The sequence below is a fragment of the Stenotrophomonas sp. TWI819 genome, assembly GCF_039673075.1.
Taxonomy (GTDB): Bacteria; Pseudomonadota; Gammaproteobacteria; order Xanthomonadales; family Xanthomonadaceae; genus Stenotrophomonas; species Stenotrophomonas rhizophila_B.
In genome coordinates this window covers 259,108-283,629 of the sequence record NZ_JBDJKY010000001.1, presented here as the reverse complement: position 1 = coordinate 283,629, position 24,522 = coordinate 259,108, and the positions used below count along the sequence as shown (strand labels likewise).

The 24,522-nt window shown below is 68.5% G+C and carries 15 protein-coding genes; 8 read left to right on the top strand and 7 right to left on the bottom strand.

All coding sequences use genetic code 11. The annotated features are described in order from the left end of the window. Positions 1–28 precede the first annotated feature (28 nt). A complete protein-coding gene (locus ABE463_RS01275; RefSeq protein ID WP_346466964.1) occupies positions 29–4,807 on the bottom strand; it encodes an ATP-dependent helicase in 4,779 nt (1,592 codons plus the stop codon). Positions 4,808–5,056: 249 nt separating this feature from the next. Between ABE463_RS01275 and ABE463_RS01270 the strand changes: the two genes are divergently transcribed. Further along, positions 5,057–6,844, top strand: a complete 1,788-nt coding sequence (locus tag ABE463_RS01270) for an FAD-binding protein (RefSeq protein ID WP_346466963.1) — start codon at positions 5,057–5,059, stop codon at positions 6,842–6,844. Positions 6,845–6,862: 18 nt separating this feature from the next. Here ABE463_RS01270 and ABE463_RS01265 read toward each other — a convergent pair whose 3' ends face one another. Next, positions 6,863–8,065, bottom strand: a complete 1,203-nt coding sequence (locus tag ABE463_RS01265) for a histidinol-phosphate transaminase (protein ID WP_346466962.1) — start codon at positions 8,063–8,065, stop codon at positions 6,863–6,865. Next, positions 8,062–10,737: a TonB-dependent receptor gene (locus ABE463_RS01260; RefSeq protein WP_346466961.1), complete on the bottom strand. Its 2,676-nt coding sequence runs from the start codon at positions 10,735–10,737 to the stop codon at positions 8,062–8,064. The genes ABE463_RS01265 and ABE463_RS01260 overlap by 4 nt, the downstream gene beginning before the upstream one ends. A 425-nt stretch (positions 10,738–11,162) precedes the next feature. Between ABE463_RS01260 and ABE463_RS01255 the strand changes: the two genes are divergently transcribed. Beyond that, positions 11,163–13,061 (top strand): DUF885 domain-containing protein, encoded by a 1,899-nt coding sequence (locus ABE463_RS01255; RefSeq protein ID WP_346466960.1) that lies wholly within the window; start codon positions 11,163–11,165, stop codon positions 13,059–13,061. 48 nt (positions 13,062–13,109) lie between these two features. On the opposite strand, the gene ABE463_RS01250 is transcribed toward ABE463_RS01255, so the two are convergent. Beyond that, a complete protein-coding gene (locus ABE463_RS01250; protein ID WP_346466959.1) occupies positions 13,110–13,928 on the bottom strand; it encodes a hypothetical protein in 819 nt (272 codons plus the stop codon). Positions 13,929–14,247: 319 nt separating this feature from the next. Here ABE463_RS01250 and ABE463_RS01245 point away from each other — a divergent pair, with 319 nt between their 5' ends. The 4 genes from ABE463_RS01245 to ABE463_RS01230 all read left to right on the top strand — a co-directional run bounded on the left by ABE463_RS01245 (position 14,248) and on the right by ABE463_RS01230 (position 19,026). Next, positions 14,248–15,807 carry an ATP-binding protein gene (locus ABE463_RS01245; RefSeq protein ID WP_346466958.1) on the top strand — a complete coding sequence of 520 codons (1,560 nt, stop codon included), beginning with the start codon at positions 14,248–14,250 and terminating at the stop codon, positions 15,805–15,807. An 87-nt stretch (positions 15,808–15,894) separates the two neighbouring features. After that, positions 15,895–16,779: a phosphatase PAP2 family protein gene (locus ABE463_RS01240; protein ID WP_346466957.1), complete on the top strand. Its 885-nt coding sequence runs from the start codon at positions 15,895–15,897 to the stop codon at positions 16,777–16,779. 221 nt (positions 16,780–17,000) lie between these two features. Beyond that, positions 17,001–17,498 carry a fasciclin domain-containing protein gene (locus tag ABE463_RS01235; protein ID WP_260232232.1) on the top strand — a complete coding sequence of 166 codons (498 nt, stop codon included), beginning with the start codon at positions 17,001–17,003 and terminating at the stop codon, positions 17,496–17,498. 139 nt (positions 17,499–17,637) lie between these two features. After that, a complete protein-coding gene (locus ABE463_RS01230) occupies positions 17,638–19,026 on the top strand; it encodes a serine hydrolase (protein WP_346466956.1) in 1,389 nt (462 codons plus the stop codon). Positions 19,027–19,046: 20 nt separating this feature from the next. On the opposite strand, the gene ABE463_RS01225 is transcribed toward ABE463_RS01230, so the two are convergent. Both ABE463_RS01225 and ABE463_RS01220 read right to left on the bottom strand, forming a co-directional pair. Beyond that, positions 19,047–19,460: a hypothetical protein gene (locus ABE463_RS01225; RefSeq protein ID WP_259259852.1), complete on the bottom strand. Its 414-nt coding sequence runs from the start codon at positions 19,458–19,460 to the stop codon at positions 19,047–19,049. A gap of 147 nt (positions 19,461–19,607) precedes the next feature. Continuing rightward, complete coding sequence (locus ABE463_RS01220; RefSeq protein WP_346466955.1) at positions 19,608–20,075, bottom strand: GNAT family N-acetyltransferase; 468 nt, start codon at positions 20,073–20,075, stop codon at positions 19,608–19,610. Between the two features lie 5 nt (positions 20,076–20,080). On the opposite strand from ABE463_RS01220, the gene ABE463_RS01215 reads away from it, so the two are divergent. Beyond that, positions 20,081–20,968: an AraC family transcriptional regulator gene (locus tag ABE463_RS01215; RefSeq protein WP_346466954.1), complete on the top strand. Its 888-nt coding sequence runs from the start codon at positions 20,081–20,083 to the stop codon at positions 20,966–20,968. A gap of 74 nt (positions 20,969–21,042) precedes the next feature. Next, positions 21,043–21,681 carry a LysE family translocator gene (locus ABE463_RS01210; RefSeq protein ID WP_346466953.1) on the top strand — a complete coding sequence of 213 codons (639 nt, stop codon included), beginning with the start codon at positions 21,043–21,045 and terminating at the stop codon, positions 21,679–21,681. A gap of 61 nt (positions 21,682–21,742) precedes the next feature. On the opposite strand, the gene ABE463_RS01205 is transcribed toward ABE463_RS01210, so the two are convergent. Next, entirely contained in the window at positions 21,743–24,466 is a 2,724-nt protein-coding gene (locus ABE463_RS01205; protein WP_346466952.1) for a TonB-dependent receptor, read from the bottom strand. Between the last annotated feature and the right edge of the window lie 56 nt (positions 24,467–24,522).

The following is a 24,522-nucleotide window of genomic DNA, read 5'->3' as shown; positions in this document are numbered from 1 at the left end:
GCATCAGTAAGTCTTCGCCTCTCCCTGCTCATCCTTCCCAGCTGATGCCTTTGGGCGCACTGGAGAACCCGGCGGCCCGCAGTGCGTCCATCGTTCCATCGCGCCGCGCCGGCGCATCGTTGATCAGCTCCACCGTGAACGAGATCCGACGCCCCCGCCGCAGTGCACCGACCAGCGCCTGCGCCGCGGCAGCCGTCGTGCCGGCCAGGGACACATCGTCCGCATCGAAGAACGTCAGCAGCTGGCGCCCCCCCTGGGCCAGGTACATCAACAGACGCCCACCACCGATCACCACCACGGCGCCGGCACGTCGCACCGGCCGGACCGCCGAACCGTGCACCGGCCAGGGCACCACGGTACCGAACGGGTTGGCCGGGTCCACCGCGGACAGCCCGATCGCCACCTCGCCAGCACCGGGCCGCAGGGCATCGGCGACGCCACGCAGTCGATCCACGATCAGGCGATCGGCGAACTGGGCCCCGCCCAGCCCGTCCACGAAGCGCCCGCGCAGCACCCGGCCCGCATCCTCCATGCCGCGATACACCTGTTGCAGCGCCGGGAAGCCGCCGGCGATCCCTTCGGCCATCGCGGCCCCGCGGGTCACGATGCCGTACCGGTCCAGCAGCCCCTCGGCCAGCGCCACCGCGCGCGCCGTGTCACTGATCGCCTCACGCTGCAACAGCGACCAGCGCCCGGCCAGCGCGGGGGCCGCAAAGCTGGCGATCACGGCCGGCGCGCCGTCGGCCAAGGGCGTGTCGTGCATCGGGATGCCACGGACGCGTCGACCGCGCCGCGAGGCGCGCGCGACCCGCGGCCGTGGCGTGCGGGCCCCGGCCATGCCGCGCAGCGGCGCCCACAGATCCGTGGTCAGGTGCCCCGACCAGGCCAGGCCCCACAAGGCGTCGTGCAGCTGCGCGGCGGTGATCTCCATGGGCGGGTTGCCGGCCCGCGCCCCGTGCGTGCCCACCGCGGTGGCCAGCTGGCGCGCGAAGTACGCACCCCCGTCGGCCAGCACCTGCAGCAGCGCGTCCTGCAGCGGCGACAGCGCGGTTGCCACCGCAAGCACGGGCAGCGTTTCTGCCGCGAATTCCTGCAGGTGCAGCGAGACCAGGCCATCCTCCTCGCCAAGCCGCCCGTGCCCGGCCCACACCACGGTGCCCGTAGCGAGCAGCTCATCGAGCATCGCCGGCGCGTAATCGACCACGCGCGCAGGCAGGATCTGCTGTTCCCACACCGACGCCGGCAGCGCCACACCCGCCAGCAGGTCCACCACGCGCAGCACGCCGTCGATGCCCTCCAGCGCACCCGGCCCGCGGTGAGTGATGCCACGTGCAGCCTGTTCGGCATCGGCCAGCAGCCCATGCCGCTCCAGCAACAGCAGGGCATAGGCGTCGCGCGTGACCGGCCGGCTCGCCTCGCGTGCCGCCTGCAGCGAGCGCACCCGCAGCCGACGGAACACCGCCTCGCCCACCCATTCGTGACGGGCCAGCGGCGCCGGCTCGGCGGCCGCGACGATGGCCTCGGCGTCGCGACGCGCCACACCGAAACGCCCCTTGAGCAGCTTGCCCTGCGTTTCCAGCTGCGTGAGTGCCGCATCGGCCACGGCCACGCCCAATCCGAACGCGGCCGCCACCTCGGCCGTGGTGAACGGCGCATGGGTACGCGCATATCGGCCCAGCAGCTCGCCCAGCGGGTCCGATGAGGCCTGCAGGAAGGTCTCGGGGATGCCGCGCGGAAGGGTGACCCCCAGCGCATCGCGAAGGCGCGCGGCATCTTCGATGGCCGCCCAGTGCATGCGGCCGGCGATCTTGACCTGGATCGCACGCCGCTCAGCGGCGAGATCGTGCAGATGCCCGGCAGGATCGTCATCGACCCGCCGCAGCGCCATCGCTTCATCGGTGAGCGGGCCCAGTTCTCGCAGCAGATCGGCCGCCCCTTCCTTGCCGCGCGCACGGCGGTCGGGCGCCAGGCGCTGCAACTCGCTGCCCACCTGCTCCACCACGGCCGCATCCAGCAGTTCGCCCAGATCGACCTGGCCGAGCAGGTCCCCCAGCAAGCCGCTGTCCAGTGACAGCACCGACGCGCGGCGCTCGGCCAGTGGCACATCGGTGCCGTACATGAACTCGGCGACGTAGCCGAACAGCAGGTTCGCCGCGAACGGCGACGGCACCTCGGTGGTGACATCGGCGATCGCCACGCGGCCGTCGGTGAGCCGCTGCATCAGCACGCCCAGCGCATCGAGATCGTAGACGTCCTGGAGACACTCACGTGCGGTCTCGATCAGGATCGGGAACTCGGGATAGCCCTGCGCGATGGCCAGCAGTTCACCGGCGCGCAGGCGCTGCTGCCACAGCGGCGAGCGGCGACCCGGCGTGCGCCGCGGCAGCAACAGCGCGCGTGCGGCACATTCGCGGAAGCGCGCGGCGAACAGGGCCGAGCCGCCCACGGCACGCGTGACGTCGCTGCGCAGCCGCTCGGGCTCGAACAGAAACAGCTCCGCGCCCGGCAGGCGCCCCTCCGCGTCGGGCAGCCGAGCGATGATGCCGTCGTCGCTGGCGACCACCGCCGGATCCACACCCCAGCGTTCGCGGATGCGCGCGGCCACCGCCAGTGCCCACGGATCGTGTACGCGCCGCCCATAGGGGGAATGCAACATCAGCCGCCAGTCACCGGCCTCATCGCGGCAGCGCTCCAGCACCAGCGTGCGATCGGTGGGCAGCACGCCGGTGGCCTCACGCTGTTCGGCCAGCAGGCCGGCGATGTTGGTGATCGCGTTGTCCGCCAATCCGCAGGCCTGCAGCCGCTCCCGCAGCCCGGCCGGCATGCCCGCTTCCGCGACACCGGCATCCAGCGCACCGATGAAGGCACCCACCGCCTCGCCCAGTTCGGCCGGGCGCCCCACGCCCTCACCGCGCCAGAACGGCAAGCGCGCCGAGCGCCCCGGCGCGGGGGTCACCACGACCTGATCATGGGTGATCTGCTCGATCCGCCACGAGGTGGCGCCCAAGGTGATCACATCGTTGACCCGTGATTCGTGGACCATCTCCTCATCGAGCTCACCGACCCGGCGCGACCCGGCACGCTCCTCGCCTTCCGGAAGCACCACACCGAACATGCCGCGGTCCGGGATGGTGCCACCGCTGGTGACCGCCAGCTGTTTCGCGCCCGGCCGCGCGCTCAGCGCACCGGTGTCGCGGTTCCAGACCAGGCGCGGGCGGAAGCCGGCGAAATCATCGGAGGGATAACGCCCGGCCAGCATGTCCAGGGTGGCATCGAACGCGCTGCGCGGCAGCGAACGGTACGGCGCGGCACGGCGTACGCGCGCATACCAGGCGTCCACGTCCAGTGTCTCCATCGCCGCGGCGGCCACTGTCTGCTGGGCCAGCACGTCCAGCGGGTTGCGCGGCGGATCGATCGCTTCGATCTGACCGGCCAGCATGCGCTCCACCGCCACGGACGCATCGATCAGGTCGCGCCGCGTGCGTGGGTAGACCAGGCCGGTGGAGATGCCCCCGACCTGATGGCTGGCCCGCCCCACCCGCTGCAGCGCGCTGGCCACCGAAGGCGGCGCGGCGACCTGGATCACCAGATCGACCAGCCCCATGTCGATGCCCAACTCCAGGCTGGAGGTGGCCACGACACAGCGCAGCTCGCCGGACTTGAGCGCCTGTTCGATCTCGCGGCGCTGTTCCTTGGAGACCGAACCATGGTGCGACCGGGCGATCAGCGCGTCCGCTCCAGCGGCCCGCCCGGCGGTGCCGCCGTTGAACGACCCGTAGTGTTCGGGGGCAGCCTCCGCTATCGAGCCAAGCGCCGGGAGCTGGCCACGGGCGACACGGTCGGCATGCAGTTCATTCAACCGGGCAGTCAGCTTTTCGGCCACGCCCCGTGAGTTGGCGAACACGATCGTCGAACGTCGCGCCAGCACCTGGTCCAGGATGCTGGCCTCCACATGCGGCCAGATCGAGCCGACCCGGCCGGCGGGCGCGGGTGCATCGGCGGCCGCGGGATGCGGCGGAATGTCGGCCATGTCCTCGACCGGCACCACGATCCGGACCTCCAGCGCCCGCTGCGACGGTGGATGAACCACGCTGACCGGCCGGTCGCCACCGAGGAACCGCGCGACCTCCTCCACCGGGCGCACCGTGGCCGAGAGCCCGATGCGCTGCGCAGGCACCTGCAACAGCGCATCCAGCCGTTCCAGACTCAACGCCAGATGGGTGCCGCGCTTGCTGCCGGCCACCGCGTGGATCTCATCGATGATCACGGTATGCACGTCGCGCAACGTCTCGCACGCCTGTGAGGTGAGCATCAGGAACAGCGATTCGGGCGTGGTGATCAGGATGTCCGGCGGACGCCGCAGCAGCCGCGCCCGCTCCGCCGGGGTGGTGTCCCCGGTCCGGATCGCGACGGACAGGGTGACCGCTGGATCGCCGCGTCGCTCGCGTTCGGCACTCACCCCCTGCAGGGGCCTCTGCAGGTTGCGCTCGACATCGGCGCCGAGCGCCTTGATCGGCGAGAGATACAGCACACGGGTGCCGCGCTTGGTGGACGTGGCCGTCGCCGGCCGCCCACCGCCCTGCTGCTCACCGCTGCGGAACAGCTGGTCGATCGCGTGCAGGAACGCGGCCAGGGTCTTGCCCGAGCCGGTCGGCGCGATGACCAGGGTGTGCTGGCCGGCGCTGATCGCCGCCCAGGCATGGTCCTGCACTGCCGTGGGCGCAGCGAAGGCTGCCGTGAACCAATCGCGCGTGGCCGGGGTGAAGGTGGCCAGTGCGCCGGGGGCGGGGTCGTTCGAGGTGGGCATGGATCCGGATGTCGTGGGGCGCTCGCCCAGCGACGGCCGCGAGCGCAATGGAACCAGACTAGGGTAAGCCGCGTCGGACATCCGTCAATCGGCGCGGGACCGACGTGTCTCCGGCTGGCACCACCCGCCCCTGAGCGCCCGCCACTCGTCCCTTCATCACCGACATCCGGCCCCAGGCCAGGGCCGGCGGGCCTCTGCGGGAACACACTCGCTGGCATCAACCCCGCTGCTGCCGCAGGAACCACCCTCATGAAACGACGCGATTGCCTCAAGGCCGGGCTGACCCTGCCGCTGCTGCCGATGCTGCTCAAGGCCGGCCCTGCCGTCGCAGCGACGCGTGCGAGGGTCCGGCCGGGCGCTGCAGGGTGGCCCGCTGCCGCCGACTGGGACCAGTTGTCGCGGGCAGTCGGCGGTCGGCTGTCGGTGCCGCAGTCCCCCTTTCTCGCTGACGCCGCCACCCGCGCCGCCGCGCTGGAGCAGCTGCAGAATCCGTTCTTCCTCGGCGATGCGCCCGCGCTCACCCAGACCAGTGGTTACTTCGGCGCGTGGCGGTCAGTGCCCAGCGCGAAGGTGGTGGCCGCCGCCAACAGCGCCGATGTGGCCGCGGCGGTGAACTTTGCCCGCACCCACCGCCTGCGGCTGGTGGTCAAAGGCGGCGGGCACAGCTATCACGGCACCTCCTGCGCGCCGGATTCGCTGCTGGTCTGGACCCGCGCGATGAACCAGGTCGAGCTGCACGATGCCTTCGTCGCCCACAACGCCCGCCCGGGCACGCCGCCGCAGCCGGCGGTCAGCGTGGGCGCCGGGGCGATGTGGATCGATGCCTACGATGCGGTCACCACCCGCGGCGGGCGCTATGTCCAGGGCGGCGGCTGCACCTCGGTGGGCGTGACCGGCCTGGTCACCGGTGGCGGCTTCGGCAGTTTCTCCAAAGCGCATGGCACGGCCGCGGCCAGCTTGATCGAAGCCGAGATCGTCACCGCCGACGGGCAGATCCGCACCGTCAACGCCGACAACGACCCGGACCTGTTCTGGGCCTTGAAGGGCGGCTGCGCGGCGAGTTTCGGGATCGTCACCCGGATGACGCTGCGGACCCATGACCTGCCCGATACCTTCGGCGGCGTCTCCTGCCAGATCCAGGCCAGCGACGACGCCAGCTGGCGGGCACTGGCGGCGGAGATGCTCCGCTTCTACCGCGACACGCTGTGCAACCCGCACTGGGGTGAGCAGTTCACTTTCAAGGACACGCGCCGGCTGTCGATCTCGATGGTGTTCCAGGGCCTGTCGCGCGACGCGGCCGAAGCGACCTGGACGCCGTTCCTGGACTGGATCCGCGCCCGGCCGGCCTACACCATCACCGAACCCTTGCAGGCACTGGCGATGCCGGCCAGAGACTTCTGGGACGCGGACTTTTTCCGCCAGCACGCCCCTGCCCTCATCGCCGAGGACACCCGCGACGGCGCCTCCTCCCGGCACATGCTGTGGAAGGGCGACCAGGGCCAGGTCGGCTGGTTCCTGCATGGCTACGCATCGGCCTGGTTGCCGTCGGGGCTGCTGGACGATGCGCAGCGTGAGCAGGCGGCCGCCGCGATCTGTGCGGCCGCCGACCACATGGATGTCGGCCTGCACTGCAACAAGGGCCTGTTCGGTGCGCCGGCGGCGGCGCTGGCCGCCAGCCGCGACACGGCCACCCATCCGGCGGTACTGGACGCCTTCGCGCTGGCGATCATCGGCAATGCCAGCGGGCCGGTGTATCCGGGCCTGGGGCGCACGGTGGATGAGCCCCGGGCACGGCGGGGCGCCTTGAACGTGGCGCGCGCCTACCAGGCCCTGAGTGTGGTGGCGCCCTCGGCCCCGGCCTATGTTTCAGAGAGCGACTACTTCCAGAAGGACTGGCAGCAGGCGTTCTGGGGGCCGAACTACCCCCGGCTGCAGGCCGCCAAGCGCCGCTACGATCCGCAGGGCCTGTTCGTGATCCATCACGGTGTGGGCAGTGAGGACTGGAGCGCGGACGGCTTCGAGCGCATCGGCGGCTGACGGCGCGTCGGGCAGCGTCTACGCCGCCGCCCCACCCTGGGCCTTGCCCAGCTGGGCGAGCACGCTGCGCAACGCCTGCTGCGCACGCCGGTTCTCCGCCGGCGTGCCGACGGTGATCCGCACCCAGGTGTCATACGGGGCGAACACACGGGCAATGCGCACGCCCTGTTGCAGCAGCCCGGCGGCGACGGCTGCATGGGGGTGCCCGGTATCGACGAACACGAAATTGCCGGCCGCTTCGGTCGAGCGCAGGCGCAGCCCGCTCAGGACCTGCTGCCAGTGCTGCCGCTCCGCCGCCACGCTGCGCCGGACCTGGGCCACGTGGGCGGGATCGGCAAGCGCGGCCGATGCAGCCGCCAGCGACAACTGGTTCTGCGCATGCGCGCCGCCGACGCCGCGCTGGCGCAGTGCCCCGGCGAGCGCCGCGGGCACCAGCGCATACCCGACCTGCAGCCCGGCCAGGGCATGGATCTTGCCCAGCGTGCGGAACACCACCACGTTCTGGCCCTGCCGCAGCAGGCGCACCGCGCTCAACGTGGCGGCATCCTCGCGGTAGTCGAGGTACGCCTCGTCGACGATCACCAGCGTGCGCGCCTGCGCGGCGGTCACGAAACGATCGAACTCGGCCCCGGGGCTCAGCGTGCCGGACGGGTTGTGCGGATTGACCACGAACAGCGCGCGGGTATCCGGCGCGATCGCCGCCAGCAATGCGGGCAGATCATTCTCCAGCCGCGCGTTCAACGGCACTTCCACCGCCCGGCCGCCAAAGGGCCTGGCCGCATCCACCAGGGCACCATACCCGGGCACGCTGTAGATGAACCCGCCCGCGCCCTGGCTCAGCGCAAGATGCTGGCCCAATGCTTCAAGCACTTCACCGACGATGACCTGTTCGGGCGCGACCCCTTCCAGCGTGGCGATCTGGCTCTGCAACGCCTGCAGCTGCGCGGCGCTGACATACCGCGGTGCCTCCGCCAGCGCGCGCTGTACCGCGGGCCCGACCCGAGGTGACGGGCCGTAGCTGCTTTCATTGAGATCCAGTCGCAGCAGGTCCGTGGTGCGCCCGGCGGCTGTCACGGCTGCCGGCGCGACCGGCGCGGCCGGCGCAGCGGATCCAGCGGCCGGCGCCAGCGCGACCGCTGCGGCACTGGTCAGCCCGGCACGCAGCCAGTGGCGGCGCTGCGGGTCGGCAGGCAGGTGGCCTGCAATCGTGGAACGGGTCATTGGAAACGGGCCTCCAGGCGTGCGTAGTAGTAGGTGCCACTCCAACCGAACGGCGACAGCTCGCTGTACGGGAACACGCCAAAGGTATCCGCGCCGGAGACCTGCGGGGTGGTGGCGATGTTGCGGGTGGGATAGGTGTTGAAGAGGTTGTTGGCGCCCAGCACCAACGTCACCGTCTCGGTCGCGCGGAAGGCGATGTCCAGATCGGTGACCCAGCGCGCCTCCAGTGTCTGGATCACGTCGACATTGCCAGCACTACCCGCTTCGGTCGGCAGCGTGCGGAAACGGGTCGAGCCCTGCGCAAAGGCGGCGACATTGGCCGCGCTCTGGTTGGTTGCCGCCACGCCTTCGATCTCACCGTAGCGGTGCGTGCCCAGGTGGATGCCCCAGCGGCGGACATCCCAGCCCAGCGCGAGCGTCAGGTTGTCGCGCGGCTGGCCTTTCTCCACGCGGGTGCGCTCGGTGACATCGAACAACGGCGTGCGCACGCCGAGCGCGGTGAGCTGCGCCGGGGTCGAGGCGACGTGGGTCAACTCGGTCTTGTTGCGGTTATAGGCCACGGTGGCGGTGAGCCTGCCATGGTCCGCCAGCTCCCAACGGTAGCGCGCGGAAGCGTCCACGCCGGTGGTGCGGGTATCGGCGGCGTTGCTGAAGTAGCGCACGCTGGTTACGCCCGGCGAGCCCAACGCGGCCAGGTAGTCACGGATCGCGGTCGACCCGGCCGCATCAACGAAGTTGCTGGAGAGGAAGATCCGGTCGTCGATGTCGATCCGATACACATCCACCGACGCGCTCAGCCCACCGATGCCCCAAGTGAGGCCCGCCGTGACATTGGTCGCCTGCTCCGGCTCCAGCGAGCGCGCCCCCAGGGCACGCGCCTCCACCGTATCCACCGGTGCCGTGCGCACCAGCACGTACTCGGGCACCCCGGTCACCGCGTTGTTCAACGTGCGGCTGCTGGTCGAACTGAAGTACTGCTGGGCCAGGGCCGGCGCATGAAAGCCGGTGCTGACCGAGGCGCGCACCGCCACCCCGCCGTCGAGCTGGTAGCGCAGGGCCAGCTTGCCGTTGGTGGTGCTGCCGAAATCGCTGTAGTCCTCCCAGCGCCCGGCCAGCGAGACCAGGAAGCGATCCGTCACATCGGTTTCCGCTTCGGCGTAGGCCGAGACGTTGTGACGGTGATGGTTGCCGGCGTCCGCCGGCTGGATGCCCGCGAAGCCCTGCGAGCCGATCGTCGGCACCGCGCCAGCCGAAGGGCCATCAAGCACCCGCGCCGGTCCCCAGACGTATGAGTTCAGCTCACCGGGCGAAATGCCGTAGGTATCGCGGCGGAACTCTGCCCCGATCGCCAGCCGCAGCGGTGCATGCCAGCCCAGCTCGATGCTGTTGTTGGCATCCAGATTGGTGGTCCACTGCGAGGCCTCCAGCGCACCGTTGTAGAACGCGGTGGGGCTGGCCGCACCCAGCGTGGCGTTGAGCGTGTTGCGGGTGCGGTAGACCAGCTTGTTGCGGCCGTAGACGCTGCTCAGGTCCCAGTGCCAGTCGCCGAGCAGACCTTTGATGCCGGCGCCGAGCGAGGCGTTGGTGCTCTGGGTATCGACCCACGGCAGGAACCCGTCGGGGTAGATCGCGCGCACGTTCTCGACCTGGCCAGCGCGGCGCAGGGAGGCGTTGGAACTGCCCTCGCTTACCCCGTAGCCGCCGAACGCATACGCCTCCAATCCCTCCGCCCAGGCGAGCGGCTTGCGCAGGTTGCCGAACACGGTCTTTTCCACGGTGTCGGCCGAGTCGGCGAAGCGCCACAGGGCATCGCGGTCGATGGTGGCTTCGCGTGGGTCGGCCACGGCCCCCGCCGCCGCGCCCCCGATCGGTGCCAGGCCGGTGCCGGAGCCGAAGGTGCCCGACGGCGCCACCGGCGCACCGTTGCGGCCGATCCCGAAGTACTGCTGACGGGTATCGGGCAAGGCGCGGTTGGCTGCCTTGCGGTCACGATAATCCCAGGTGAGGTGCAGGCCGCCGCCGTCGGCAAAGGCCACGCCGGTGTCCAGGGCGACGGCCGTGGTGCCACCACCGCCATCGCGGGTGGTGCCGCGGCTGACCCGCCCTTCGAAGCCGGCATCCTCGCGCAGCACGATGTTGATCACCCCGGCAATCGCATCGGAACCGTACTGGGCAGACGCTCCATCGCGCAGTACTTCGATCCGCTCGATGGCACTGACCGGGATCGCATTGAGGTCCGTGGAGACCGCGCCCTTGCCCACCGTGCCGCCGGTGTTGACCCACGCACTGGCATGCCGCCGCTTGCCGTTGACGAGCACCAGGGTCTGATCCGGCGAGAGCCCGCGCAGCGTCGCTGAGCGGATGTGGGTGTTGCCATCGGGGGTGGTCGGGTGCGGGAAATTGAACGAGGGCAACAGCGACTGCAGGATCTGGCTGATATCGGTGTAGCCGCCGCTGCGGAGGTCCTGCGCGCTCAGCACATCGATCGGCACCGGCGATTCGAGCACGGTGCGGGCCTGGGTGCGGTTGCCGAGGACGGTGAGCTGGTCGAGCTGGGTGACCGCCGGCGCACTTGCCGCGGTTTGAGCATGGACCGGAACGGCGGTGAACAGACTGGCAAGCACGGCGACGGACAGACGGCGACGTCGCAGCACGGTGGCGCGAGGATTCATGGTGGTATCCGCAGAGGTCGGGCGTTACGCCCGAAGATGACGATGAGGCGGCGCAGGCGGTACGTCAGCGGCGACATCGCCGTGGCAGGTACGGAGCAGGCAAGGCAGGTTCCCCCAGGTGACCTGGAGGCACTTGTTGCAAACTTGTTGCAGAGCGTCAATCCACCGCGGGGCGTGCCCCCGCGCGGGTGGAATGGCGTGCAGGGCCGCCACCGATCAAGTGCTTGATTTGATTCATTGGGGCCCGTCTTTTTACCGAAAGCGCCCTTACACACCGGCATATCCACATAGCCAACGGTGCTCGGGCAAGGCACCGGAACGCAGGATGCATCCAGCCGGCTGCGCACGCGTGACGATCGATACGTGCGCTGGCGTACGTGCTGGCGTAGCCTGCGCGCAGCCTGCCCGCCAACGGAGATCGCCCTGTGATTCCGACCACGCCCGCCCGCCGATTCCCCGCCCTTCTCGCCATCGCCATCGCCATCGCCGGGACCCTCACGCTTGCATCCGCCGGGGCGCAGGCGCAGGCGCCGTCCACGGCAACCACACCGGCCACCACCTCGTTCAACGCCCTGCTCGATGCGCAGACGATGGCCGCGATCAACGCCGATCCGGAACTGCGCACGATGCTCGGCATCAGCGGTGATGCGGGCGGTGATCTGTCCGGCCAGCTGACCGACGTCTCGCTGGCCCGGCGCGAGATCAACCGGCGCTTTCTTGTCGACAACCTGGCGCAGATCCGTGCATGGAAAGGCGCACCGCTGGACCCGCAGCAACGCCTCAGCGACGGCCTGGCGCGCTGGTTCTACCAGACCCAGATCGATCTGATGGCCGTGCCATGGGCCGCGGCCTGGTTGCCGGTCGGCGGCAGCACCTACGCGATCGACCAGTTGTTCAGCCTGCCGGTCAACCTCCCACAGTTCATGGACAACCAGCATGCGGTGACCGACGAGACCAGTGCCCGCCGCTACATTGAACGGCTGCAGGCGATGGGCACCAAGCTGGACCAGGTCCGCGCCAACGTCGACATGCAGGCCCAACAGGGCGTGGTGCCGCCGGCGGTTGCGCTGGAAGGCGCGGCCAACCAGTACCGTGCCCTGCTGAAACCGGCGCCGCAGGACAGCCTGTGGGTGCAGTCATTGCAGCGCAAGCTGAACAAGGTGCCGTCCATCCCGGCGGCCCGTCGCGCTGAACTGATCGCGCAGGCCACCGCTGCAGTGCGCGACGCGGTGAACCCGGGGTATCAACGCCTGCTCGACAACGTGCAGGCCACGCTGGCGACCCATCCCGGCAACAACGGCGTGTGGGCACTGCCCGAGGGCAAGGCCTACTACGATGCCGCCCTGCGCTGGTATACCAGTACCGACCTTGACGCCGATGCCATTCACCAGATCGGCCTGCGCGAAGTAGCGCGGCTGGACACGGCGATGGATGACCGCCTGAAGCAGCTGGGCCTGCGCGAGGGCAGCGTGGCCGCCCGCATCGAACAGCTACGCAAGGACCCGCGCTACCTGTATGAGGACAGCGACGCCGGCCGCAGGCAGCTGATCGGCGACATCCAACAGCGCCTGCGCGATCTCGATCCGATCCTGCCAACCTACTTCGGCCATCTGCCGACGCAGAAGCTGCTGGTGCAGCCGGTACCCACGCACATGCAGGCCACCTCGCCCGGCGGCTACTACTACCCACCGGCGATGGACGGCTCACGGCCGGGCACGTTCTTCATCAACCTGGGCGACATCACCTCCAATACGCGTTGGAGCATTCCCACCCTCACCTATCACGAGGGCTCGCCGGGGCATCATTTCCAGATCTCGATCGGCCAGACCCTGACCGCGCTGCCGATGCTGCGCCGCAGCCTCAACCCGAGTGCGTTCAGCGAAGGCTGGGCGCTGTATGCCGAGCAGCTGATGGCCGAGACCGGTGCGTACCGCGATGACCCGGCCGGAGATCTGGGCCGTCTGCAGGCCGAGATGTTCCGCTCGGTGCGGCTGGTGGTCGACACCGGCCTGCATCGCAAACGATGGACACCCGAGCAGGCCATCAGCTACATGCAGGACAAGACCGGCATGACCCCGGCCGATGTGCGCATCGAGGTCTACCGCTACCTGGTGCAGCCGGGTCAGGCCGCCTCCTACAAGATGGGCCAACTGCGGCTGCTGGAACTGCGCGAGCAGGCACGCCGGGAGCTGGGCGCCCGCTTCGACATCCGTGCGTTCCACGACCTGATCCTGGGCAACGGGGCCATGCCGATGACGGTGGTCAGCCAGGCCGTGGACGCCTGGATCGCCGCCGGCGGACCGGCCTCCCCCCGGACACCGTGACGCCCCTGCACAGGTGCCGACCGCCGGCCGGTGCCTGCGTATAAATACCTAGCGCGTTACCGTGTAACTCCGGTTGTCCACTCCGTAGGCATCACGGAACAGGCGCTCGAGCTGCCGCTCTCCCACGCCCAGCGCCAGTGACAGGGCTCTGCTGTCGAACGGCCGATCCAGGTGAGCTTTGAGGTACTCCTCGGCGCGCCGCACCACCCTGTCGCGGTGGCGTTCGAACCAGCTGCCGTCCGCACGCCGCGCCGGCCCGGCATCGGCGGCACTCACCGCATCGACGAACGCCCCCAACAACAGTGCCGCCTGCGCGGCAACCTGCTCGGAGGTAACCACACCCGTCCAGCTGGCGGCCGCATCGAGTGCCTTGAACACCCCATAGCGCAACCCATAGGCCTCTGCCGGTGCCGCCGGGCGGCTGCACCAGCCGCTGCGTGGCAGACGCAGTTCGCGCCCGATCCGCGCCACCGCTTCACGCTGCAGCACCTCGCGTGGAATCAGCAGCACGGCCCACTGCCAGCCACCGGGGCTCGGGCGCACATTGAGCTCGCTGTCCTCGGCGAACACCATCACCTGCCCGGCGGGAATCCAGCGTCCGTTGGCCCACATCGGCTGTTCGCAGGACACCGCCATCGCCAGCGCGACCAGCCCTTGGCCGAAGCTGCCGCTGGCGAAGATCGGCAGTGTGTAGGCACCGCTGTCCAGGCTGAACTCGGGAAACACCAGGCGCTGCAGGCACGCCCGAAAATGCCCGGCCGCCAACAGCCGCTGCTCGAAGCGGGTATCACGCACCACACCCAGCAACGCATCGGCATCGAACCCGTCGACGACAAAGCGGCTGTACGGGGCCATCGGTTCGTCCATGCCAGCTCCTTGGGCAAGTCGGAAATCGGATAGCGCGCGGGGGGACAAGCTGTTTAGATCGACCCGATTGTGGGGCGGAAGCGACATCACGACAACCGGTCGCGCACTATCCCCCACAAGCGTGAAGCGCATCAAATCGAGACGCCTCCGCGGATCGACCCGAGCATACTCACGCCCCGCCGAGGTCTACGTGCACGTCAATGCGACCGTAAAGCACATTGCTGCTGTCGATAGCACCACCGACATTCCGCCGGATGACCCCGCCAACCCAGCCCCGTCCACACGCACCTCACCCGCGCTTCGCGTCATCCTCACACTGGTGGCGCCGCTGCTGCTCGGCTGCCTGCTCGGACAGTTGCTGCCGACCCTCGCCCAGATGCCCGGCTTCCGTCTGCACGTGCTGTGGATTCCGGGGCCGTTGCTGCTCGGCTGGCTGTTGTTCACCCCCCGCGCGCAGTGGCGCACCTGCATTCTTGCCGCCTGTGCGGGCACCGCGCTGGCCTTTGCCTTCGCCCCGTTTCTGGGGCTGACCCACCTGATCGCCAGCGCGGGTGAGTTCGCGCTGGTGATCGGCGTGGCATGGCTGCTGCTGCGTTGGCGTGGGGATCGTGCGCCGTTGGAGGGCTACCGCGATATCGGCCTGTTCGTGCTGGTCGGCTGTGTGGCACTGCCTGTGTGTGTGGGACTCTGGCAGGCGGTGCTGCTGTCGGGCCATCGCACCGGCGCAGCGTCAGGTGCGATCGGTGCACTGTGGCTGTGCAGCGCGGTGAGCTATCTGCTCATCGTGCCCTGCGTGGTGAACGTCGCGCGCGTCCTTCAGACACCGGAACGGCGTGATGGATGGCAGTGGCGGACGGCGGTGATTGCGGTGCTGCTGCTGGTGCTGCTGGGCCTGGTCTGGGGTGTCGACTGGGCGGACGGGGTCATGACGCCCCTGCTGGTCCTTGCGCCGATTCCGCTGCTGGTCTGGGCCTTGATCGTCCTGGGCGTCTCGGGGGCATCGGCCTGCATGCTCATCGTGGCCGTGCTCGGTATGCAGTTGAGCATGCAGGACATCGGCCCGTTCGCCCTCTGGACCACCGACCACAACCTGATCACGGCCCAGGTCTGGACCCTCGGCACCGGCTGCGCCCTGTTGTTCCTCGGCGCGCTGTCGGAGCAGCGGCTGTCCAACCACCTGAAGCTGAAACAGGCGTATCGACGGCTCGGCGAAGTGACCGGACGCATGCTGGTGGTGCAGGAGGAAGAACGCACCCGGATCGCACGCGACCTGCACGACGACGTCAACCAGTCGCTGGCGGCGATCTCGATCTGCCTGAGCGCGCTGCGCAACCAGATACCCGAAACGGAGCGGCACCGTGTGATCGACCTGCAGGATCAGCTGCTGACCGTGTCCAACGACATCCGCTCCATTTCGCACGAACTGCATCCCAGCATCCTGCGCTTCACCGGCTTGGCCAGTGCACTGGATGCGTTCTGCATCAAGCGCAACGCCCGTGGCGCGCTGCGTGTGCGCTGCCGCATCGATGACCTGCCGCGGCTGCGCGACGACCAGGAACTGAGCCTGTTCCGGATCATGCAGGAGGCGGTGAACAACGTGGACAAGCATGCCCGTGCGCGCGCCGCGCAGATTCTGGTCACGGTGCGTGGCGAGCAGATGGTCCTGCGCGTGGATGACGATGGCATCGGCATGCCGGCAAGCCATGACCCGGCAGCGCCCGGGCTGGGCATGATCAGCATGGAGGAGCGCGCACGCCTGCTCGGCGGGACCCTGCAGGTCAGCGCCAGTCCCCTCGGCGGCACCCGTATCGAGGTGCGTTTTCCGCTGTCCGGCACCGTCCGTTCGATGCCGCCACTGCGGAGCGCCGTGCACCAGTAAAGATACTGATGGGGACCACGTAGAAAGGCGGTTGTACGCGCGTCGCGGGGCCGACAGAGTGAGCCGACACCCCTGCGGAGCGCCCGTATGCACAGGATTGCCTTGCCCTCCTTCCGCCGCCACAGTGCCGTTGCACTGGTCGTGGCCGCCACGCTCGCCGGCTGCAGTACCGCCCCGCCGCTGTCGACCGCACCCGCGCCGCCTCCGCCGACCACCGCCCCCGCGCCGGCGCCCGTTCCGGAACTGCGCCCTGGCGTGCCGGCCGGTTACCTGGGTCGCGCCCTGCCCGACAGCCTGGCACTGCTGCCGCCGCCGCCAGCCAAAGGCTCGCCCGCATTCGCCAACGATCAGGCCGTCCATCGCGCGGCGCAGCAACTGCGCAGATCACCGCGCTATGCGCTGGCCACCACCGATGCGGACCTGCGCTTCCCGCAGGTTGCCAACACGTTTTCCTGCGCGCTGGGGGTGCCGATCAGCCAACAGACGTCACCGGCGCTCTATCTGCTGCTGCAGCGGACCCTGGTGGACGCCGGCCTGGCCACGTATGCGGCCAAGGACCATTACAAACGCACCCGCCCCTTCGTGTTCTTCAAGGAAAACACCTGCGCGCCCGCCGATGAGGCGTCGCTGCGCACCGATGGTTCCTATCCCTCCGGCCACACCGCGATCAGCTGGGCCTGGGCACTGGTGCTGACCGAACTGAGCCCGGGCCAGGCCGATGCGCTGCTCGCCCGTGGCCGCGCTTTCGGCGAGAACCGGCTGATCTGTAACGCGCACTGGCAGAGTGACGTGCTCGAAGGCCGTGCCGTGGCGGCCGGCGCCCTGGCGATGCTCCACGCCAATGCTGATTTCAATCGCGACATGGCGCTGGCCCGTGCGGAAATACAGGCGTTGCGCAGCAACAGCGTCGAGCCGACCGGCTGTGACGCCGAGAAGGCCGCGCTCGCGGTGAAGATTCCCGGGGTGCTGTAGCCGTCGCGCCGCCTCGACGCGATCCTCACCTGCGCGTGACGAAAAAATATAGTGCGAAGGTAATGCATCCGCCAGCCCACTCCCGTCGTAATTGAAGGTGCGTCATACCGGCGCATCCATTTGGGAGTTTGGTCATGAAGATCCAGTTTGCAGGCCTTGTACTGATCGGCTGTCTTGCTGCTACCGCATCCCCGCTCGTCTTCGCGCAGGCGCCCGCCCCCATGACGGGCGCGCAGCACAGCAACCCGATGGTGGGCGGCGCAGCGATGTATGCCAACAAGGACATCATCGACAACGCCGTCAATTCCAAGGACCACACCACCCTGGTGGCTGCGGTCAAAGCAGCCGGCCTGGTCGATACGCTCAAAGGCGCCGGCCCGTTCACCGTGTTCGCACCGACCAATGCAGCGTTCTCCGCACTCCCCAAGGGCACGGTGGAAGGCTTGCTGAAGCCTGAGAAAAAAGCGGACCTGACCAAGATCCTGACCTATCACGTAGTGCCGGGCGCGGTCACAAGCACCGACCTGATGGCCAAGATCAAGCAGGGCGGTGGCAAAGCCAGCCTCACCACCGTTGAAGGTGAAGCGCTGACGGCCCGTGTGGTCGGCAAGGGCATCACTCTGACCGACAGCAAGGGTCAGGTGGCCAACGTCACCATTGCCGATGTGAAGCAGAGCAATGGCGTGATCCACGTGATCAACAAGGTGCTGATGCCGTAACCGGATACGGCGGCCGCAGCATGCCTGCGGCCGCCCCGGGTGGGAGGAGGAGATGACCTGGCGCCGATGGCGCCGTCTTCGTGTGGGGTGCAGTACCCTTGGCGGCGCAGACGTACTGCGCCTCAGCAAGGAGTGCACCATGCCCGTTTCACGTCCTCGCATCGCCCTGTCGCGCGCGCGCTTGTCACAGGCATCACCGCGCGCCCGGTTGGCCGTGGCGCTGGTCGCGATGCTCGCGCTGCCGGGTGCCACCACGGCTGCCCCGGTCTCGCCTGCCTCATCACCCCTCTCGCCAGAAGCCTCCGATCCGAAGCTGCTTGGCTGGATGCAGGGCGCGCCGCCGCCGGAAAACAAGCGCATCCGCTACACCGACGACGACTATTTCAGCTTCCCCAAGCTGCGCTGGACGGCCTGTCACTTCCGTCAGCTGATGCCCACCGTCGGCGTCAGCCGGGGCCCTGGCGCTGCCCATGCGCTGCCGCGCCGGCTGGACGACTCGATCGATGCGCTGCCGTTCACACCCACCGGCAGCAACACCCGCATGACCTGGGCGCAGTCGCTGTCCGCCAACTACACCGATGGCATCGTCGTACTGCATGACGGCGTAGTGGTATACGAGCGTTACAGCGGCTGCCTGGACGAACAGGGCCAGCACGGTGCGATGTCCGTCACCAAATCGATCACCGGTCTGCTCGGCGAGATGCTGGTCGCGGAGGGCGTCATCGATGAAACCCAGCGTGTCGGCGCGATCATTCCCGAACTGCAGGGCAGCGCCTTCGGCGATGCCACGGTCAAGCAGATACTGGAGATGACCACGGCGCTGCGCTACAGCGAAGACTATGCCGACCCCAACGCCGAGGTCTGGAAATACTCGGCCGCCGGCAGCACCCTGCCCCCGCCCGCCGGCTACACCGGCCCGCGCAGTTACTACGATTACCTGCAGACCGTGCAGAAACAAGGCCGCCACGGCGAGGCGTTCGGCTACAAGACGATCAACACCGACGCCCTCGGCTGGATCATCGCCCGCCGCACCGGTCAATCGGTGGCGCAGTTGCTGCAATCGCGGATCTGGCAACGCATCGGCGCCGAGCAGGACGCCTATTACACCGTCGATTCCACAGGCACACCGTTCGCGGGCGGAGGCTTCAATGCCGGCCTGCGCGATCTGGCCCGGGTGGGCCAGCTCCTGCTCGACGAGGGCAAGGTGGACGGCCAGACCGTGGTCCCCGCCGCGGCGATCGACCGGATCCGCGCCGGTGGCAACACGCAGGCCTTCGCCAAGGCCGGCTATCCACAACTATCGGGCTGGAGCTATCGCGGCATGTGGTGGATCTCGCACAACGACCACGGTGCCTACATGGCGCGTGGCGTGCATGGCCAGGCGCTGTACATCGATCCCACCGCACGGGTAGTGATCGCGCGGTTCGGCTCGCACCCGGTGGCCGGCAACAGCGCGAATGACCCGACCACGCTGCCGGCGTTCGATGCCGTGGCTCGATATCTGATGGAGCGCGACCGGGGGCAGTGATCGCCCACGATGACTGGACCTCAGCGGCAGGCATCGTGCACCAGGTCATCCATCTTCCGGCTCAGCGCCAGGCTGGGCCGGTCGCCTGCCTTGCGGTAGGTCGTCTCGCGTTGGCGTCGCGCGGCAGCACACCGGGCCGGATCGGCATGCACGGAGATGGCCGCGCCCCGGATGGCGGGCGTCGGCCGAACGCTGCGCTGTTGTGAACGCCGTTGGCGCGGCTGCGCGGTTCCAGCACGCGGCTTGGCGTTGAGCTCCTTGCGCAGCGATTCGATATACAGCTCATTGGCCCACGTGTCTGACGCCGGCGGCATCTCGCGGATGCGTTCGGTGCGCCCCGCGCAGGGCGTGGACTGGTAGTGGCGCGCCCCATCCACGACACAGGTATGAACCTGCCGCGGCGGCAGGGCTACCGCTGTGGCACTCATGATCAAGGTCAAGCACCAGGCAGGCATCGCATTGCTCCCTCCAAAGGCGCCCAGCCTGCCCAGGCGTGACGCCGCGCGCCGTGACCGATCGCACGCAAGTCGTGCGATGCGCAGGATCCCGACACGGAATCGCTGCCACGCCCTACGCACCTGTTACGGCGTCGCGCCTACGTGCAGTTCCAGCACTTCATCGCCCAGCGCATCGATCTCGCCCGTCGGCCGCCAGCCCAGGTAGCGGTAGAACCCATGCGAGCGCACCGCCGGATCGGCCGCGCACCCCAGGATCAGACGTGCATGCCCGGCCTTCACCAGATCGGCGATGGACAGATCCAGCAAGCGCCGACCGATGCCCTGCCCTTCATACGCCGGGAGCAATGCGAGCACCACGATCTCGCCGCCCTCGCGATCGCCGAAGCAGTAGCCAACCATACGCTCGCCATCCAGCGCGATATGTCCCGGCAGTGCGCCGTCACGGATACCGGCGGCCCAGCTGTCTTCGGTGATGCCAAGCTCGGCAAGGTCGGCCGCGGAAAAGGCATTCTCGCGGGTGCGGCCACGCAGATCGATGCAGGCAGCGGCATCGTCGGGTAGCGCGCGGCGGTAGTGGATGTGATTTACCATGGCGCATGGACTGCAGTAAGTTTCAGGCGGTGAGCATACGCGACGCGCCGAGCGTTCGCAGCCCACTCGCCAGCGATATGCCCTCGGCGGCGGAGTTCTGGCGCGATCCTCGCCTGCCGTGGGTTGAGTCACGCCGCGCGTGCAACAGCCGGGCCTGTTACCGCCCGCACAGTCACCCCACCTGGTCGATCGGCGCCGTGGATGCGGGCGAGAGCATCTTCAGCGGCGCTCCGGGCGGACAGCACCGCCTTCAACCGGGCACGTTGGTCATCGTGCCGGCGGACCGTGTACATGCCTGCAATCCAGCGCCCGACACCGCCTGGAGCTATCAGATGCTGCATCTGGATGCGGCATGGGTGCAGGCAGTCAGTGCAGACAGGCAGCCGCCCGACGCAGACGCCGCAACGGCGTCGTTGATCCGGATCGAGCGCAGCGCGGCGCGCTATCGGATGTTCTGCCACATCAATGCCCTGCTGTTCTCCAGTGCCGATCCTGCGGAAAAGGAAGCAGCGGTCGTCGCTTTCATCGACGACCTCGACGTCGCCGCCGCGACACCGGTTCCTGCCCCGCACGCAAGCCCGCAGCAGCACCGGCGACTGCAGCCGGCATTCGCCCTGCTGGACGCCGCGCCGATGTCGAGCGTGTCGCTGGACGATCTGGCCAGCTGCACCGGTATGGACCGCTACGCGGTGATCCGTGCGTTCCGCACTGTCACTGGCCTTACCCCACATGCCTGGCAACTCAACCGGCGGATCAATGTCGCCCGGGAGCGGCTGGGGCAAGGGCAACCGCTGGCCGAGGTCGCACATGCGCTTGGCTTTGCAGACCAGAGCCATTTCCAACGCCTGTTCAAGGCCCACGCCGGCATTACCCCAGGCCGCTATCGCCGCTGAGCGCCGCGCAATATCGTGCAATACGTCATCACGCGACATCGGCACAGTCATGCGCCCCGTTGACGCCCGCCCCCATGGAACAGTTTCTGCTCGTCGCTGCCGTGCACTTTCTGGCGTTGCTGTCGCCGGGGCCGGACTTTTTCCTGATCACCCGCACTGCCATCCATCAGGGCTGGCGCATTGCCAGCGGCGCGTGCCTCGGCGTGGCGCTCGCCAATGGTGCCTACATCGCGCTGGCATTCTCCGGGGTGGCGGAGCTGCAGCCCGACAGCGTGCTGTTCCAGGTGATACAGGTGGCCGGATGCGTCTTCCTGCTGTATGTCGGCGTGCTGTTCCTGCGCCATGCGGGGGCAGCGACGCTGCGCGCTCCAGCAGGGCAGCCGGCCGTGTCGTCCCGCCCTGCACCGAGATCCGCGTGGTTCCGTGCCTTCGGGCTGGGTGCAATGTCCGCCCTGCTCAACCCCAAGAATGCCCTGTTCTACGCCAGCCTCGCGGCCATGTTGAGCGGGCCGGACAACAGCGTCGGAACACGGTGGTTCTACGGGGTGTGGATGTTCGCGGTGGTGCTCGGCTGGGATCTGCTGATGGCGGGTCTGGTCGGGCGGGCCGCCGCGATGGAACGATTCAATGCTGCGCTGCCGTGGATCGAACGCCTGTCAGGTGTGCTGCTGATCATCCTCGCGCTGGCGGTACTGGGCAGGATGGTGATCTGAGCAGCTGCGGTGCCTGCGCCGCAAACGCAGCGGGCCCGGCATTGCCGGGCCCGCGAGCGGATTACAGGAAACGGTAATCAAACTCCAGCCACAGCTGACGGCCGTAGGGGTCGTAGTTGCCGACCGGATAGAACGGCCAGCCACCGCCGTTCTTGTCCGCCGGTGGGCGGCTGTCGCGCAGGTTGTTGACGATCAGGCCGAGCGTGGCGTTGTCATTGAGCTTGCGGTACAGGCTCGCGTTGTAGGTCATGTACGGGGCGATGCGGCCGCTGCCGTCGGTCTTGGGCAACGAGCCGTAGCGCATCCCGTACAGGGTGGCGGTCCAGTCGTTGATCGCCCAGGTGACGCTGCCGTTGACCTTGCTGCGCCACTGGTAGGAATCCAGCGAATTGCGCTGGTCCTGCACGTCATCGCCGGCAAACTGGCGGTAGCTGTGATCGATCACCAGCGAGTACGCCACACGTGCCGAGAAACGACCGTAACGGCCTGCATCCCAGCGCAGGTTCGACTTCAGGTCGATACCCCGCACGGTTTCGGAGGCGGCGTTGATCGGGTTGATCAGCACGCGTACCACCTGGTTGGGCTGCACAGCGGCATCGGCCGGGTTGCGGATCACCCGGCGCAGCGCGTCCTGGCACTGCGCCGAGCCGATATCGCGTGCGTCACCGCCGACGGTCTGGCCGAGGCGGCAGTCGGCTTCGTCCTTCAGGATGCGGGTCGCATCCAGGTTGGTGACCTCATCATCGATGCGGATGTCGTAGTAGTCCGCCGTGAAGTCCAGGTTGGCCGAGGGCGACCACACGAAGCCCAGGCCATACGATGTGGCGGTTTCCGGCTGCAGCTGCGGGTTGGCGCCGCTGGTGTAGTCGATCGCCAGCCCGCTGAAATCGCAGTCGTCATACGCTTGGCCCGCACTGCGGCACCGCCAGTAGTCGGTCATGCCGGGGTTGTAGCCACGCGTTTCGGTCGCAAACACGTAGTTCATGTCCGGCGCACGGAAGCTGGTCGCTGCACTGGCGCGCAGCAGCAGCGTATCGAACGGACGGAACTCCAGGCCGGTGCTCCAGGTCGCTTTGCCCAGGTGATCACCGGCCGCGCGGTACTGGTCATAACGACCGGCCACCGTGGCGGTCAAGCGCTCCAGCAACGGCAGCTGCAGTTCCACACCGGCCGCGTAGCGGTCACGCTCGCCACCAGCGGGGATACCCGCGTTGAGGTTCCAGAACACGCCCTGCGCCAGCGCAAGGTCCGGGCGGTTGCGGTAGCCCTGGCTGCCCGCTTCGACGACGGCTGCCAGCGCGGCACGGCCACCGGGCAGATCGAACAGCTGCCCGTTGACGCTGACGCTGGCCGTCTGCAGCCACGCGGCGTTGCGGCTCTCGTAGCGGCCCGACAGGCCTTCATACTCGCCCGGGGTCAGCGGCTGATACAGACGTGACGGATCCGGTGCATACACCTCCACGCCATTACGGGTGCCCAGCTGCGGGCCGAGCAGGTACGTATTGATGTCGACCAGCAGGCCCGGGCGCTGCGTCTTGTTTTCATAGCGCGAGCGGCTGTAGGCCGCTTCGTAATCCCAGTCCGAACCGCCGATGCTGCCACGCGCGCCCACGTTGAACGACCAGGACTGCTCCAGGAACCGGTTGGCATTGCGCTGTACGCCGCCGTTTTCTTCCGGTGCGAAACGCCGGTACCAGCTTTCCAGCTGACCGCTGTTCTGGTTGTAGAAGTAATTGCGCGAGGAGGTCCAGCTCGGCGCACGGGTGTTGTTGTAGATGCGCGCGGTGCCGATGGCCGCATCGGCGAACAGTTCCTGGCGATCGTTCAAGCGCCAGGTCACCGCGCTGTAGGCATCGATGTTGCGCTTCTCGGTCTGCACGGTCCAGAACGTGGGCGCGGCCTCATTGCTGCCGCAGTACCAGCCCTGGCGCGGATTCTGCGCGCGGAACACGCTGCCACCGTACAGGGTGCTGGATGCATCACAGCCGTCGGTACCGGGATCGATGTAATTATTGGTGGAGGCGTTGCGGCGATACGCCACCGCCGTCGCCAGCGGCGCCACGCCCCGCGGATCATCGCTCAACGAGTCCATGAAATCGCGCTGCGAGCCGTAGATCGCCTTGCGGTTGGCGATCTCCAGGCCGAAGATCGCGTCCCACTGCTCGCCCGAGCCGCCGCCGACCGCCTGCAGGCGCTGATTGTCGCCGCCGCCCTGTTCGGTGGTGCCGGCGCGCACATTGATGCCGACGCCGTCATAGGTTCTCTTGAGGATGATGTTGACCACACCGGCGATCGCATCGGAGCCATACACCGCCGAGGCACCGCCAGCCAGCACTTCGATCCGATCGATCAGCGCGCTTGGAATATTGGCCAGGTTGACCACATTGACCGAGCCTTCGTAGGCCAGCGGGTAATCCGACTGGCGGCGACCGTTGACCAGCACCAGGGTGCGGTTGGGGCCGAGGCCACGCAGATTGATGGTGTTGGCGGCCGGGGTGAACGTATTCCCGAAGTCCTCGCCCTGCACGTTGCCGGTGTTCTCGGTCAGCGCGCTGAGCGCTTCGAAGGCGCTTCGGTAGCCCTGGGCCTCGATCTGTTCCTGGGTGATCACGGTGACCGGGGATGGGCCTTCCACACTGGCGCGGGGGATGCGCGAGCCGGTGACCGTGACCGCATCCAGCTGCGTGGGCGGATCGGCCGCGTGAACCAGTGAACTCGCGCCAAGCAGGGGCAACAACGACACAACCAAGACCCGCCGACGCAGCGGGCGATACAGCACAGACATGCAGATTTCCGGTCAATAAGAACGCGCCAGCGCGGGCAGGCCCGCGCCGGATCGTG